A 15,220-nucleotide genomic window follows, 5' to 3' on the forward strand; every position below is an offset into this window, starting at 1 on the left:
GTCAGGGCGGGTCAGTGGATGCGCCGTCCGTGGGCGTCGGGCACCCCGGACTTCCGGAAGAAGTAACTGTTGACCTGATCCCGCCACTCCCGGGCGGACCGAAGCTGCTCCTCGTACAGCTCCGCGACGCGCGCGTGCCGAGAGGGCTCGACGAGGTCCCGGAGGGAGGCCCACGTGTCCCGGGCCGCCGTCACCTCCGCCACCCCGTCGAAGTGGGTGTCGTAGATGTGCTGGATGACGGTGGAGCCACCGCGCAGGAGGTGCCCGTAGGGAAGGTGGTGGAAGAAGAGCACAAGCTCGTCGGGACAGCTCGCGGCCGACTCGTAGACGTCGGCCCACACCTTGGCGTACTGGGCGGCGTACCCGGTGCCGGTGGCGGCGGTGCGGTCGACGCCGACGCCGTCGCGGTCGGCGAAGTGGTAGGTGCCCCAGGGGCTGTACTCGTACCCGTCGACGCTGGGCCCGTAGTGGTGCCCCGGCTGCACCATGAACCCGACGCCGAGGGGAGCGGTGTACTTCTCGTACGACCGCCAGGACCCGTCGAGGACGGCGTGCAGCCCGCTGACCAGGGCGTCGGGGGCGCCGGGATGGGTGAGGGCGATCCACTCGTCGAGGACGCGCCGGGGGTCGGCGCCGGGGTCCCAGGCGAGCCGCCCGAAGGTGTAGAGGTTGGCCTGGGCGAGGGGGTGGCCGGTCCAGTAGGGGTCGTCCCCGACGTTGGACACACCGACGAGCCCGTCCGCGAGCTGTCCGACCGGGGTCTCCCCGTCGAGCCGGAACCGCAGCACCTCGCTCCACATCTGCCCCAGCCAGCAGACGTGCCGCTGCTGCCCCGTGTACTCCTGGGTGACCTGGAGTTCGACCGCGAGCCGGGTCCGGGGCAGGGCCCCGATGACGGGCGACACGGGTTCCCGTACCTGGAAGTCCATGGGCCCATGCTTGACCTGGAGCACGGCGTTCGCGGCGAACTCCCCGTCCAGCGGGGCGAAGTGGTCGTAGGCGGCCCGTGCCCGGTCGGTGGACCGGTCCCGCCAGTCCTGCCGGTGGTCGTAGACGAAGGCCCGCCAGTGCACCGTACCGCCGTGGGGTGCGAGGGCGGCGGCGAGCATGTTGGCCCCGTCGGCGTGACTGCGCCCGTAGGCGAAGGGTCCCGGCTGCCCCTCGGAGTCGGCCTTGACGACGTACCCGCCGAAGTCGGGGATGACGTCGTACACGCGCCGGGTGGCCTCGCCCCACCACTCCCGCACCTCCGCGTCCAGCGGATCGGCGGTGGCCAGCCCACCCAGCACGATCGGCGCGGCGAAGGTGACGGAGAGGTGGGTGCGGATGCCGTAGGCACGGAACTGCGCGGCGAGCGCGGCGACTTCACCGATCCGGTCGGTGAGCAGACGCGCCTCGGTCTCGTGCACGTTGACGTTGTTGACAGCCACGGCGTTGATCCCACAGGCGGCGAGCAGCCGGGCGTAGGCGCGGACGCGCTGAGGCTCGTGACGGGCACGCCCGTCCACCCAGAAGATCGAGCCCCCGGCATACCCCCGCTCCACCTGCCCCATCACCGGGTGCACGTCGACGTTGTCCCAGTGGTCGAGCATCCGGAGCGGCAGGGCGGGACGGTGGACCTCGGGCTCCCACCGCCCCCGGAAGGCGCCCTCGCCCAGCCGGAGCAGGTGAAAGAGCCCGTGGAGCAGCCCACGCCCACCGGACGCGGTGACGGTGGTCGGGCCGTCGGCGTCGCGGACGAGGGTGAACGACTCGTCGTCGCCCGCCTCACCAGCAACGTCCAGCACCAGGTCACACGCCGCCCCGCCGCCCCACCCCACCGACCCCCCGAACCGAGCACACGCCTCCGCGACCTCCCCGTACACCGTCTCCACCAACGGCCCCCCACGCCCCCGGATCAGCGTCCGCCGGGACCCTAGGGGGCGGAAGGCGGCGGGGGGTAGCCAGGCCGGGTCTATGCCGTCGGGCGGGACGGGCGGGGGCATGGGGACTCCAGGCGGGTGGGCGCGGCTTTACGCAGGCATTCGGTTGAGCATTACCCGAGCGGTCGGCGCTCACGCAGGCCGAGGCCATAGTCGTCGCCCTCCCCGGCCTTGGACGCACGCGGGGCCCCGGAGCCGAAGCCCCGGGGCCCCGCCTCAGTCGGTACTCACGCCAGCAGCTCCACCTCCGCCAGCGTCACCGCATCCCCCTCCAGCACCAGCCGGTACTGCCCATACGCCCCCGGTCGGTCCACCGTGAACGCGCGCAGTTGGCGGTCCCAGGCGAAGGACTCCCCGCTGCGGGTGTCCAGCGTGCGCCAGGTCGTGCCGTCGTTGGAGCCCTGGAGTTTCCAGGCGGACGGCGCCTTCGAGTGGTCCGTCGGAGACGTGAGCGTGTACTGGGTCGCCTTCGTGGGCGTCGGGACCGGCAAGGTCACCGCACCCGTCACCGCCGTCTCCGTCGCCGACGTGTTGTCGAAGAGGGCGCCGTCGCCCTTCAGGGCGTCCGCGCGCGGGGTCGGCTTCTGGTTGCCCTTGGTGAGGGAGACCGGCGTCGCGTCGTCGCCGGTGCCCCAGGAGGACGGGCGCGGGCCCATGTCGAACTCCAGGACGCCGCCCTTGGCCAACAGCGCGTGCGGGAGTGACGTCGACTTCCAGGTCTTGCCGTCGAGCTTCACGCCCTGCACGTACACGTTCCGCGCGCTGTTGTGCGGGGCGCGGACCACCAGGTCCCGGCCGTTCTCCAGGTGCACGGTCGCCTTGGTGAAGAGCGGGGAGCCGATCGCGTACTCGCCGCTGCCCATGACCAGCGGGTAGAAGCCGAGGGCGGAGAAGAGGTACCAGGCCGACTGCTCGCCGTTGTCCTCGTCGCCGTGGTAGCCCTGGCCGATCTCGCTGCCGGTGTAGAGGCGGGAGAGGACCTCGCGGACCTTCTCCTGCGTCTTCCAGGGCTGCCCGGCCGCGTCGTACATGTACGCCGCGTGGTGGGCGACCTGGTTGGAGTGGCCGTACATGCCCATCCGGACGTCCCGCGCCTCGGTCATCTCGTGGATGACGCCGCCGTAGGAGCCGACGAACTCGGGGGACGCCGTCTCCGGGGTGGAGAAGTACTCGTCCAGCTTGTCCGCCAACGCGCCCCGGCCGCCGTAGAGGTTCGCCAGGCCCCGGCTGTCCTGGGGGGCCGTGAAGGCGTAGCCCCAGCCGTTGGTCTCCGTGTAGTCGTGGCCCCAGACGCGCGGGTCGTACTTCGCGGAGTCCACGCGCCAGTTCCCGGCAGCGTCGCGGCCCTGGAAGAAGCCCGCCTTCGAGTCGAAGAGGTTGACGTAGTCCTGGGCCCGGTCCAGGAAGTACTCCGACTCCTCCTTGTAGCGCTTCTCGCCCGTCTCGCGGTACAGGGTCTGGCCCATCCGCGCGATGCCGTAGTCGTTCAGATAGCCCTCCAGGGCCCAGGACAGGCCCTCGTGGGTCGCCGTGCTGGTGTAGCCGAGGAAGGGGGACGTCGTCATGCCCTTGCGGCCGACGCCGCCCGAGGGGGGCACGACCGTCGCGTTCTTCAGGGCCGCCTCGTACGCCGCCTTCGCGTCGAAGTCGACGCCCTTGACGTACGCGTCCGCGAACGCCACGTCCGACGACGTGCCGGTCATCAGGTCGGCGTAGCCGGGGGAGGACCAGCGTGAGGTCCAGCCGCCGTCCTTGTACTGCTGGACGAAGCCGTCGACCAGCTCGCCCGCCTTGGTCGGCGTCAGCAGCGAGTACGCGGGCCACGTCGTGCGGTACGTGTCCCAGAAGCCGTTGTTGACGTACACCTTGCCGTCGACGATCTTCGCGCCGGTGTGGGTGGACGTGTCCGGGTTCGGCATGGGGGAGAACGGGGAGGCGTACTTGTCCTTGCCGTCGACCTTCTCGAAGCCCGAGTTGGGGTAGAGGTAGAGGCGGTAGAGGCTGGAGTAGAGGGTGGTGAGCTGGTCCGGCGTCGCGCCTTCCACCTCCACCTTGCCGAGGATGCCGTCCCACTGGGCGCGGGCGGCGTCCCGGACCGACTCGAACGTCTGGCCCTCCGGGATCTCCTGGCGCAGGTTGTCCTTCGCCTGGTCGACGCTGATGAGGGAGGTCGCCAGGCGCAGCGTCACCGTGCGGTCCGCGCCCGCGTCGAAGCGGAGGTGGCCCTTGACGCCGCTGGCGGCGCCGTCCGTCACCGGCTTGTCGAAGACGCCGTGGACGAAGAGGCGGGTGGCGCCGGTGGACAGGCCGGACTTCACGTCCGAGTAGCCCGTGAAGGTGCCGCTCTCCTTGTCGAGGGTCAGACCCGCCTGGTCGGTGACGTTGTCGAAGAGGACGCTCGCGTCGTCGCCGGGGTAGGTGAAGCGGAGCATCGCCGCGTGGTCGGTCGGCGTCATCTCCGCCTTGACGCCGTTCTCGAAGCGGACGCCGTAGTAGTGCGGGCGGGCCGTCTCGTTCTCGTGGCGGAAGGCGAGGGCGCGGGCCGCGCGGCCGGTGTCCGGGGTGCCGGACGCGGCGGACGGCATCACCTGGAACGTCTGCCGGTCGCCCATCCACGGGCTCGGCTCGTGGCTCGCGCTGAACGCCTGGATCGTCGGCAGGTTGTCCGCGTTGTTCGCGCGCGCGTAGTCGTACAGCCAGCTCAGCGTGCCCGCGTTGGTCACCGGCGTCCAGAAGTTGAAGCCGTGCGGGACGGCCGTCGCCGGGAAGGTGTTGCCGCGGGAGAAGCCGCCGGTGGAGTGGGTGCCGCGGGTGGTGACCGCGTAGTCGGAGAGGTGGGCCTTCGGCTTCTCGGGGGCGACCGGCCGCAGGGAGACGTCGTCGATCCAGCCGCGGAACTTCGCCGGGCCCTTCGGGGAGTCGTAGGCCACCAGTATGCGGTCGACGGTCTTGCCCGCGGCGACCGAGCCGACGCGGGAGACGACGTTGTTCCACTGGTTGACGTACAGCACCTTCGCCGCGCCCTGCCCGCGCGGGGAGAGCGGGAAGCCGTGCTGGTCGGTGGCGCGCAGCTCACTCAGCGAGGTGCCGTCCGTGAAGACCAGGTCGACGGAGACGTTCGTGGCGTCGTAGTCCAGGTCACCGTCGGCCATGGAGGGGAAGATCTTGTAGGAGAGTGAGGTGTTCCGGTCCACGGCCACGTTCACGTCGAAGATCTTGTTGTACGAGTACGCCCTGCCGTCGGCCGTGTGCTGACCGGCGTACTTCAGGGCCCGCTTCCCGGTGAAGCCCGCCCCGGCCTTCGCGGTGGGCGAGCCGGTCGGGCCGCGGTCGGTGAGGGACAGCATGTCCGGCGGTACGGGGCCGTCCTCGTCGCCCGTGGAGAACTGCACGTCGGCGAGCTGGAGGATGCCGGAGGCGCCGTTGTTGCGGGTGATCTCCAGGCGGAAGTGGGAGTACTCGGCCGGTTCGGCGAGGTCGAAGGTGCGGGTCTGGAAGCGCTCGGCGAAGGTCTCGCCCGCGCGGGTGTCCAGGGTCTGCCAGGTGGTGCCGTCCGTGGAGCCCTTCAGGGTCCAGTCCCGGGGGTCGCGGGTGGCGAAGTCGTTGGCGGAGGTGAGCGCGTACGTCTTCAGCCGCACCGGCTCCTTGAGGTCGAACTCGGCCCAGCCGGTGGACTCGAAGACCAGCCACTTGGTGCCGGGCTCACCGTCGACGAGGTTCTCCTTCACCTCGCCCGCGCCGGAGTTCTCGCCGTTGGCGCGGACGTCGGTGACCTTGTCGGTCACGTTGCCGGGGATGCCGCTGCTGTAGCCGCCGTCGACGCCCGAGGCGCGCTTGGTGCCGTCCGGGGCGGTGTCCACGGTGTTGCGCCAGCCGGGCGCCGGGTCGTCCGCCTCGAACGAGGACGCGAACTCCCGGTCCGGCGCCGCGGGGGCGCCGGGCAGGGCGACCGCGGCGCCCTGGGAGCCCACGGCCATGACGAAGGCGGCCGTCAGCACGACCGCCGTACTCCATCCGGGCCCACCTCTGGGCCGGGTTCTGCGCTGCATTACCGAGTACCTCCCTGCGCTGCGGACAACGTTGTCACCTTGGGGGCGCAAGGATCAGTAGGTGGTCAAGTGGACAGCGATGTCAAGGGTGTTGCTCGTGGCATTCGAGGCCAATGTCGCGGATTTTTCCGGCAAGCCACCCACAGGTGGCTCATATTTCCGCGAGGTCTCAACTCGGAAAAGACCAACGGCGAACCTTGCATTCGATCTTGCTCCGCTGGCGGGAAGTGGACTATACCTGTCGGCACTTCGCACGCACGGTACGACCCGCACGACACGCCGCGAGGCTTCCCGCACGTTCCCGTACCACTTGCTATACCGCTTCCTGCACGACTTCCTGCACGGCTTCCCGCAAGACCCTGCAAGACCCCACCGCGGTGCCGGGGAGGATCCGGTTCACCGCCTGAGTCCTGGAAGAAGGCGAGGACTTGAGCATGGGATCCACTTCCGCCGAGAACAACGGTTCCGTCGAGCCCACCGGCAGCACGGGCGTCGGCCGACGCTCCCTGATCAAGCGGTCCGCGGCGCTGGGCCTGGTCTCCGTACCCGCGATGAGCTTCCTGTCCGCCTGCGCGAGCGGCGGCGGTGACGACTCCGGTGACGACGACTCCCAGGGCAAGGTCTCCAAGGAGAACCCCTTCGGGGTGAAGGACGGCAGCAAGCTCGACGTCGTCATCTTCAAGGGCGGCTACGGCGACGACTACGCCAAGGCGTGGGAGGCCGCCTTCCAGAAGAAGTGGGGCGTGACCTCCAGCCACACCGGCACCCAGGAGATCACCGGCAAGCTCCAGCCCCGGTTCAACGCGGGCAACCCGCCGGACATCGTGGACAACTCCGGCGCCCAGAAGATCAAGATCGATGTGCTCTACAAGAACGGCCAGCTCCTCGACCTCGCCGAGGTGCTGGACGCCCCGTCGGTCGACGACCCGGCCAAGAAGGTCCGCGACACCGTCATCCCCGGCACCCTCGACCCGGGCCTGCAGGAGGGCAAGGTCGTCGCCCTCAACTACATCTACACGGTGTGGGGCCTGTGGTACTCCGGAAAGCTCTTCGCCGAGAAGGGCTGGGAGGCGCCCGAGACCTGGGACGACTTCCTCGCCATCTGCAAGGACGCCAAGGCCGAGGGCATCGGCGGCCTCGCCCACCAGGGCAAGTACCCGTACTACATCAACGTCGCCATCATGGACCTGATCGCCAAGAAGGGCGGTCTGGACGCCATGAAGGCGATCGACAACCTGGACCCCAAGGCGTTCGTCGGCTCCGACGCCGCGCAGGCCGCCGTCGAGGCGATCTACGACGTGGTCGAGAAGGGCTACCTGATGCCCGGCACGAACGGCCTGACCCACACCGAGTCGCAGACCCGCTGGAACCAGTACAAGGCCGCCTTCATCACCTCCGGCTCCTGGCTGGAGAACGAGCAGCTCAAGCAGACCCCGGACGACTTCGACATGAAGTTCCTGCCGATGCCCCTGCTTGAGGGCAGCGCGATGCCGTTCGAGGCGATCCGGGCCGGTTCGGGCGAGCCGTTCATCATCCCGTCCAAGGCCAGGAACCTCGCCGGGGCCAAGGAGTTCATGCGGATGATGCTCTCCAAGGAGTGGTCGACGCTGTTCGCCAAGGAGGCCAACTCGCTCACCATCCTCAAGGACGGCGTCGACCCGAGCGTGCAACTGCGGCCGGGCACCCAGTCCACCGTCGAGGCGTCCAAGGCGGCCGGTGACAACACCTTCCGGTACCTCTACACCGAGTGGTACAGCGAGATGGACACCGCCATCCAGAACGCGTCCAACGAGCTGATGGCCAAGCGCATCCAGCCCAAGGAGTGGCTGAAGCGGGCCCAGGCCGCCGTCGACAAGGCCGCCAAGGACCCGGCCGCCAAGAACAACCGCCGCGAATAGCGGCGAGGGCCTGTTGTCCGGATCAGGTCGCAGGACACCGGCGGGCGCCCTACCACGCCGGTGAGCGGGGGCGTGGGTGCCCCTGCCCGAGCGCAGCCGAGAGCTTGGGGGAGTCGGCGAGTGACGACGACGCGGCGGACGCGGGTGCCAGGCCCCGCGTCCGCGGCATGATCCAGACGGCAGGCCCTGTGGGGGACGTCAGGTCACCATCGGGAACACCAGGGGCAGGCAGGAACGCCAATGCGCAAAGGGCAGTATCGGTTCGTCGCGGGATTTCTCTTCGCTCCCGTGGCGCTTTACCTGATCTTCGTCATCTGGCCGTACATCCAGACGTTCGGCTATTCGCTGACCGACTGGAAGGGCCAGTCGCAGACCTTCAATTTCGTCGGCCTGGACAACTACAAGGCGCTGTTCCAGGACGACGTCTTCATGCGGGCCATCTGGCACAACATCCTGTTCCTGGTGTTCATCCCGGTGATCACCATCCTGCTCGCCCTGTTCTTCGCGTTCATGCTGAACGCGGGCGGGCGCGGCAGGGCGGGCGGCGTTTCCGGCGTCGCCGGTTCCCGGTTCTACAAAGTCGTCTACTTCTTCCCGCAGGTGCTGTCGCTGGCCATTCTCGCGGTGCTGTTCGAGGCGGTGTACCGCAGCGACGGCGGCGGAATGCTCAACGGCCTGCTCATCAAGGTGGGCCTGGTCGACGCCAGCGAGCCGGTGGAATGGCTCAACGAGCCCGACCTGGTGCTGTGGATGCTGATCGCCGTGGTCGTCTGGCACGGCGTCGGCTTCTACCTCGTGCTGTTCTCCGCCGCCATGCAGTCCATCCCCAAGGACATCTACGAGGCCGCGCTCATCGACGGCGCGGGCCGCTCCCAGTCCTTCTTCCGCATCACCCTGCCGCTGCTGTGGGACTCCGTGCAGACCGCCTGGGTCTACCTCGGCATCGTCGCGATGGACATGTTCATCCTCGTCTCCACCATGACCGTGCCCCGCGGCGAGTTCGGCGGCGGCCCCGACCACCACAGCGAGGTCATGGCGACCGTCCTGATGCGCAACTTCCTCATCTACGGCAAGAGCGGCTACGCCTGCGCCATGGGCGTCGTCATGCTGCTGCTCACCCTGATCCTGTCCGTCGTGATGCTGCGCGCCACCCGTCGCGAGCGCGTCGAGTTCTGAGGAAGGAGGGAGACCACCATGAGCGCACCCACCAAAGAGGCCGAGCCGCCCGCCCCCGTCCGGGGCACCGCGGACAAGGCCCCCGTCCGCACCGGGGAGCGGCGCGGCGAGGGCGTCGTCCTGAACGCCTTCTCGCACGGTTTCCTCGTCCTGTGGGCGGTGCTGATCGTCCTGCCGCTGCTGTGGCTGGTGCTCAGCTCCTTCAAGACGGACGCCCAGATCGGCGGCTCGGCCTTCGGCTGGCCGCAGAACTGGGACCTGGACGTCTTCTCCCGGGCCTGGGAGAAGGGCATCGGGGACTACTTCCTGAACACGGTCATCGTGCTGGCCTTCTCGGTGCCGCTGACGATGCTGCTGGGCTCGATGGCGGCGTACGTGCTCGCCCGCTACGAGTTCTGGGGCAACCGGCTGCTGTACTACTTCTTCGTCGCGGGCGCGATGTTCCCGGTGTTCCTGGCGCTGGTGCCGCTGTTCTTCATGGTCCGGCGGCTGGACATGCTCAACACCTACCAGGGCCTGATCCTGGTGTACGTCGCCTACTCGATGCCGTTCACGGTCTTCTTCATGCACGCCTTCTTCCGGACCCTGCCGACGGCGGTCTTCGAGGCGTCGATCCTGGACGGCGCCTCGCACACCCGGACGTTCTTCCAGGTGATGCTGCCGATGGCCAAGCCCGGTCTGATCAGCGTCGGCATCTTCAACACGCTCGGCCAGTGGAACCAGTTCATCCTGCCCACGGTGCTGATGCAGCCGCAGAGCGGCGACGACCCCGAGCGGTACGTCCTCACCCAGGGCCTGATCCAGCTCCAGCAGCAGCAGGGCTACGCCTCCGACCTGCCCGCCCTGTTCGCGGGCGTCACGATCGCGATGGTGCCGATGCTGGTGGTCTACCTGTCCTTCCAGCGCCAGGTCCAGGCGGGCCTGACCTCGGCCACGCTCAAGTGAGCCGCCCGACCTCTGCTTCTGGAGACAATCGCCCGTAGCCCTCCGCAGTGCCCCGTGCGCACGCCGTTCCCGCCCCTGGTGACGGCGTGCGCCGTTCTGTGCGTGTTCACGGAAACTGTTCAACCTCTTGACGGGCGGCACCCCGAACGGCTCAGCTTAGAGTTCACTAGTTGGACATGGACGGGGCCTCATAGAAGCGGCCCCGCGCGCAGGAGGTCGTCGTGGAGACTCCGGGGTCGCAGTCGTCGCTGCACCGAGCCAACCTGGAGCGTGTCGTACGGGCCGTGCGGCTGGCCGGATCGCTGACCCAGGCGGAGATCGCCAGGACGACGGGGCTGTCCGCGGCGACCGTCTCCAACATCGTCCGGGAGCTGAAGGAAGGCGGGACCGTCGAGGTCACGCCGACGTCGGCGGGGGGCCGCCGGGCCCGCAGCGTCTCGCTGAGCGGCGACGCCGGGATCGTGGTCGGCGTCGACTTCGGGCACACGCATTTGCGCGTCGCGGTCGGGAACCTCGCCCACCAGGTACTGGCCGAGGAGTCCGAGCCGATGGACGTCGACGCCTCCGCGGCCCAGGGCCTGGACCGGGCGGAACAGCTGGTCAACCGGCTGATCGCGGCGACCGGCGTGGACCGCTCCAAGGTCGCCGGGGTGGGCCTTGGCGTGCCGGGTCCGATCGACGTGGAGTCCGGGACGCTGGGCTCGACCTCCATCCTGCCGGGCTGGGGCGGCACCAAGCCCGCCGAGGAGCTGCGCGCCCGCCTCGGGGTGCCGGTGCACGTGGACAACGACGCCAACCTCGGCGCCCTCGGCGAGCTGGTCTGGGGCAGCGGCAAGGGTGTGCGGGACCTGGCGTACATCAAGGTCGCCAGCGGTGTCGGCGCGGGTCTGGTGATCGACGGGAAGATCTACCGCGGCCCCGGCGGCACGGCGGGAGAAATCGGGCATATTACACTCGATGAGTCCGGCCCCGTCTGCCGCTGTGGAAACCGCGGCTGTCTGGAGACCTTCGCGGCGGCACGCTATGTGCTCCCGCTGCTCCAGCCCAGCCACGGCACCGAGTTGACGATGGAGGGCGTGGTGCGGCTGGCGCGGGACGGAGACCCGGGCTGCCGTCGGGTGATCGCCGACGTCGGCCGCCACATCGGCAGTGGAGTCGCCAACCTGTGCAATCTGCTGAACCCGAGCCGGGTGGTCCTCGGCGGCGATCTCGCCGAGGCCGGAGAACTGGTGCTCGGGCCGATCAGGGAGTCCGTCGGCCGCTACGCGATCCCCAGCGCGGCGCGTCAACTCTCCGTTCTCCCGGGGGCCCTCGGTGGCCGTGCGGAGGTGCTCGGGGCGCTCGCCCTGGCACTCAGCGAGATGGGTGATTCAACCCTTCTGGACGGAAGTGCGGGGGGCACCCTGCACACCGCGGCACCTGCCTTCACTTAGAGAACGGATGGCACCGTTGCCAACCCGTTAAGGATTTACTTCTTGACGTCGCACGTGTGGCCGAGTTGACTTCCAGCCACCTCGGCCGCAACGACGCGGCCTCGTCAGGGAGGTTTCTGAAGTGAACACGCGTATGCGTCGTGCCGCCGTTGCCATCGCCGCCGGTGCGATGGCCGTCTCGCTCGCTGCCTGTGGCAGCGCCGAAGAGGCGGACGGCGGCAGCGGCGACTCCACCAAGTCGGCCGCCAAGGGCGACAACATCAAGGTCGGTCTCCTGCTTCCGGAGAACAAGACCGCGCGGTACGAGAAGTTCGACCGCCCCCTGATCGAGAAGAAGATCAAGGAGCTGACGAACAACAAGGCGGAGATCCAGTACAACAACGCCCGCCAGGACGCCAACCTCCAGGCCCAGCAGGTCGACACGATGATCACCAACAAGGTGGACGTGCTGATCCTGGACGCCGTGGACGCCAAGGCGATCAAGAACTCCGTGCAGAAGGCCGTCGACCAGGGCATCAAGGTCGTCGCCTACGACCGCCTCGCCGAGGGCCCGATCAGCGCCTACACGTCCTTCGACAACGTGCAGGTCGGCAAGACCCAGGGCGAGGCCCTGCTGGAGGCGCTGGGCGACAAGGCCGGGGACGGCCAGATCGTCATGATGAACGGCTCCATCACCGACCCGAACGCCGCCATGTTCAAGGAGGGCGCGCACTCCGTCCTCGACGGCAAGGTGAAGGTCGGCAAGGAGTACGACACCAAGGAGTGGTCGCCGGACAACGCCAACGCCAACATGGAGGCGGCGATCTCGGCGATCGGCAAGGACAAGATCGTCGGCGTCTACTCCGCCAACGACGGCATGGCGGGCGGCATCATCACCGCCCTGAAGGCCGCGGGCATCGACGTCCCCGTCACCGGCCAGGACGCCGAACTCGCCGCCGTGCAGCGCATCGTCGCCGGTGAGCAGTTCATGAGCGTCTACAAGCCGTACGCCCCCGAGGCCGAGGCCGCCGCGGCCATGGCCGTCGCGCTCGCCAAGGGCGAGGACCTCGGCGCCATCGCCAAGGACAAGGTCGACAGCGACAGCGCCAAGGCCGTCCCGTCCGTCCTGGTCGACGTCACCTCGCTGACGCAGGAGAACATCAACGACACCGTCATCAAGGACGGCGTCTACACGGCCGACGAGATCTGCACGGCCAAGTACAAGGCCGCCTGCGACAAGCTCGGCATCAAGTAACACCAGCCGCCGCGCGTCCGCCCCGAGCCGGTACGGGAATCCCCGCAGGGTTCCCGTACGCGGGCTCGCGAGGGTCCGGGTACCCGGCCGGTACGGGAGTTCCCGCAGGACTCCCGTACCGGGCCGCCGTACCACCCCCGGGACGGCGCGGCGCCCAGGCTCCTTCCGGCGCCCCGTGTCAGACAGCCCCGCAAGCTACCCGCGGGGCGCCGGACGGAACATCCGCGGGTTTCCCCCGCCCCCCACCCGCATTCCTGCACAACCTCCCGCCGGGTCAGGCGGCGAAGGAGATGGTTCACGTGTCCGCTACGCCCGTGCTGGCGTTGCGCGGGGTCTCCAAGCGGTTCGGTGCCGTCCAGGCGCTCACCGACGTCGAGCTTGAGGTCCACGCCGGTGAAGTGGTCGCCCTGGTGGGCGACAACGGAGCCGGAAAGTCCACGCTGGTCAAGACGATCGCCGGCGTGCACCCCATCGATGAGGGCGTCATCGAATGGGAAGGCAAGGCCGTATCGATCAACAAGCCGCACGACGCCCAGGCCCTCGGCATCGCGACCGTCTACCAGGACCTCGCGCTGTGCGACAACATCGACGTCGTCGGCAACCTCTTCCTCGGCCGTGAGCTGAGGAAGTTCGGCGTCCTCGACGAGATCGAGATGGAGCGCCGCTCCCGCGAGCTGCTCCAGACGCTCTCCATCCGCATCCCCAGCGTGCGCATCCCGATCGCCTCGCTCTCCGGCGGTCAGCGCCAGACCGTGGCCATCGCCCGCTCCATGCTCGGCGAGCCCAAGCTGGTGATCCTCGACGAGCCCACCGCCGCCCTCGGCGTCGAGCAGACCGCCCAGGTCCTCGACCTGGTCGAACGGCTGCGCGAGCGCAACCACGCGGTCATCCTCATCAGCCACAACATGGCCGACGTGAAGGCCGTCGCGGACAAGGTGGCCGTGCTCCGCCTCGGTCAGAACAACGGCGTCTTCGAGGTCAAGACGACCTCGCAGGAGGAGATCATCTCCGCCATCACCGGCGCCACCGACAACGCCGTGACCCGCCGTGCGGCGCGCACGACCGGGGAGGTTTCCCAGTGAGCACCGACAACACCTCCACCAGCCTCGCCAAGGACGACCACGTCGTCGAGAACCCCGAGGCCGCCGCCGCCGCGGTCACCGCCGTCGACCCGCGCCTGCTGGTCCGCGAACAGGGCCTGGCGGGCTACGTCGGCGAGTTCAAGCGGAAGATGAAGGCCGGTGAACTGGGCTCCCTCCCGGTCGTCCTCGGCCTGGTCATCATCTGCGTCGTCTTCCAGAGCCTGAACTCGGCGTTCCTGTCCGCGCAGAACATCAGCGACATCACCGTCACGATGGTCGGCACCGGCATGATCTCCGTCGGCATCGTCTTCGTGCTGCTGCTCGGCGAGATCGACCTGTCGGTGGCCTCGGTCTCCGGCGCGGCCAGCGCCATCGCCGCCGTCCTCGCGGTCAACCAGGGGCTGCCCGAGTGGCTGGCCGTGGTCATCGCCGTCGCGGCGGGCGCCGCCATCGGCGCGGTGCACGGCTTCTTCTTCGCGGTCCTGGGCGCCCCCGCCTTCGCGGTCACCCTCGCCGGTCTGCTGTTCTGGCTGGGCTTCATGCTCCAGACCCTCGGTGAGAACGGCACCATCAACCTGGACAGCGACGGCCTCATCGGCCAGCTGACCACGTACTTCTTCACCGACATCGCCGCCGCCTACGTGCTGGCCGCCGTGGTGACCGGCGTCTTCTTCGTCAGCTCGTTCCTCGGCAACCGCCGCCGCGAGGCCGTGGGCGTGCCCTCCCGGCCGCTCAACGACACCATCCTGCGCACGGCGCTGCTCGCGGTGGTCTCGTTCGCCGCGGCCTACATGTACAACCAGTACAAGGGCCTGCCGCTGGCCACCGTGATCTTCCTGGTGTTCCTGATCGCGACGGACTTCCTGCTGCGCCGCACCACCTACGGCCGCAAGGTGTTCGCCCTCGGCGGCAGCGTCGAGGCGTCCCGCCGCGCCGGTATCAACGTCACCGCGGTGCGGATCTCGGTGTTCGCGATCTCCGGCGGCTTCGCGGCGATGGGCGGCCTCTTCCTGGCCTCCAAGATCGCCTCAGCCAACCAGAGCGCCGGTACCGGTGACCTGCTGATGAACGCGATCGCTGCGGCCGTCATCGGCGGCACCAGCCTCTTCGGCGGCCGGGGCCGCACCTGGAACGCGCTGCTCGGTGTGCTGGTGATCGTCTCCATCCAGTACGGCCTCCAACTGGAGTCCATCGCCGAGCCGGTCAAGTACATGATCACCGCGGGCGTCCTGCTCACCACGGTCGTCATCGACTCCGTGACCCGCAAGACCCAGCGGACGGCGGGCCGCGCCTGACCTCCGCTCCGCACGACCCTGTGCCCGGCACCAACGGCGGTGCCGGGCACAGTCGTGCCGTACGGCCATCCGGAGCGATACGGCCATCCGGAGCCGTACGGGCGGACGCGTGACGTACGACGCACCACCTGCGGTACGTCGGCGCGGGCGGAACATTAGACTCGACAGGCCCGGCAACAGCTCGAT

At 69.1% G+C, this 15,220-nt stretch carries 9 protein-coding genes; 7 read left to right on the top strand and 2 right to left on the bottom strand.

The genetic code is table 11. From position 1 onward, the window contains the following. Positions 1–11: 11 nt before the first annotated feature. Entirely contained in the window at positions 12–1,985 is a 1,974-nt protein-coding gene (locus ACFQZ6_RS27665) for an alpha-glucuronidase (RefSeq protein WP_381614058.1), read from the bottom strand. A 164-nt stretch (positions 1,986–2,149) separates the two neighbouring features. Continuing rightward, positions 2,150–5,971 carry a GH92 family glycosyl hydrolase gene (locus ACFQZ6_RS27670; protein ID WP_381614061.1) on the bottom strand — a complete coding sequence of 1,274 codons (3,822 nt, stop codon included), beginning with the start codon at positions 5,969–5,971 and terminating at the stop codon, positions 2,150–2,152. A gap of 434 nt (positions 5,972–6,405) precedes the next feature. On the opposite strand from ACFQZ6_RS27670, the gene ngcE reads away from it, so the two are divergent. The 7 genes from ngcE (at position 6,406) to ACFQZ6_RS27705 (ending at position 15,034) form a co-directional block, all read left to right on the top strand. Further along, on the top strand, positions 6,406–7,869 hold the full coding sequence (gene ngcE, locus ACFQZ6_RS27675; protein ID WP_381614064.1) for an N-acetylglucosamine/diacetylchitobiose ABC transporter substrate-binding protein: 1,464 nt from the start codon (positions 6,406–6,408) through the stop codon (positions 7,867–7,869). Between the two features lie 240 nt (positions 7,870–8,109). Next, entirely contained in the window at positions 8,110–9,045 is a 936-nt protein-coding gene (locus tag ACFQZ6_RS27680) for a carbohydrate ABC transporter permease (RefSeq protein WP_381614067.1), read from the top strand. 18 nt (positions 9,046–9,063) lie between these two features. Then, complete coding sequence (locus ACFQZ6_RS27685) at positions 9,064–9,990, top strand: carbohydrate ABC transporter permease (RefSeq protein ID WP_381614070.1); 927 nt, start codon at positions 9,064–9,066, stop codon at positions 9,988–9,990. Between the two features lie 221 nt (positions 9,991–10,211). Further along, complete coding sequence (locus tag ACFQZ6_RS27690; RefSeq protein WP_381614073.1) at positions 10,212–11,423, top strand: ROK family transcriptional regulator; 1,212 nt, start codon at positions 10,212–10,214, stop codon at positions 11,421–11,423. A gap of 133 nt (positions 11,424–11,556) precedes the next feature. Next, complete coding sequence (locus tag ACFQZ6_RS27695; RefSeq protein WP_381618694.1) at positions 11,557–12,657, top strand: sugar ABC transporter substrate-binding protein; 1,101 nt, start codon at positions 11,557–11,559, stop codon at positions 12,655–12,657. Positions 12,658–12,947: 290 nt separating this feature from the next. Beyond that, on the top strand, positions 12,948–13,739 hold the full coding sequence (locus tag ACFQZ6_RS27700) for an ATP-binding cassette domain-containing protein (protein WP_381614076.1): 792 nt from the start codon (positions 12,948–12,950) through the stop codon (positions 13,737–13,739). Further along, positions 13,736–15,034, top strand: coding sequence for a sugar ABC transporter permease (locus ACFQZ6_RS27705; protein WP_381614079.1), 1,299 nt, complete (start codon positions 13,736–13,738; stop codon positions 15,032–15,034). Before ACFQZ6_RS27700 ends, ACFQZ6_RS27705 begins: the two co-directional genes overlap by 4 nt. Positions 15,035–15,220 lie beyond the last annotated feature (186 nt).

The organism is Streptomyces flavalbus, assembly GCF_042674625.1.
Lineage (GTDB): Bacteria > Actinomycetota > Actinomycetes > Streptomycetales > Streptomycetaceae > Streptomyces > Streptomyces flavalbus.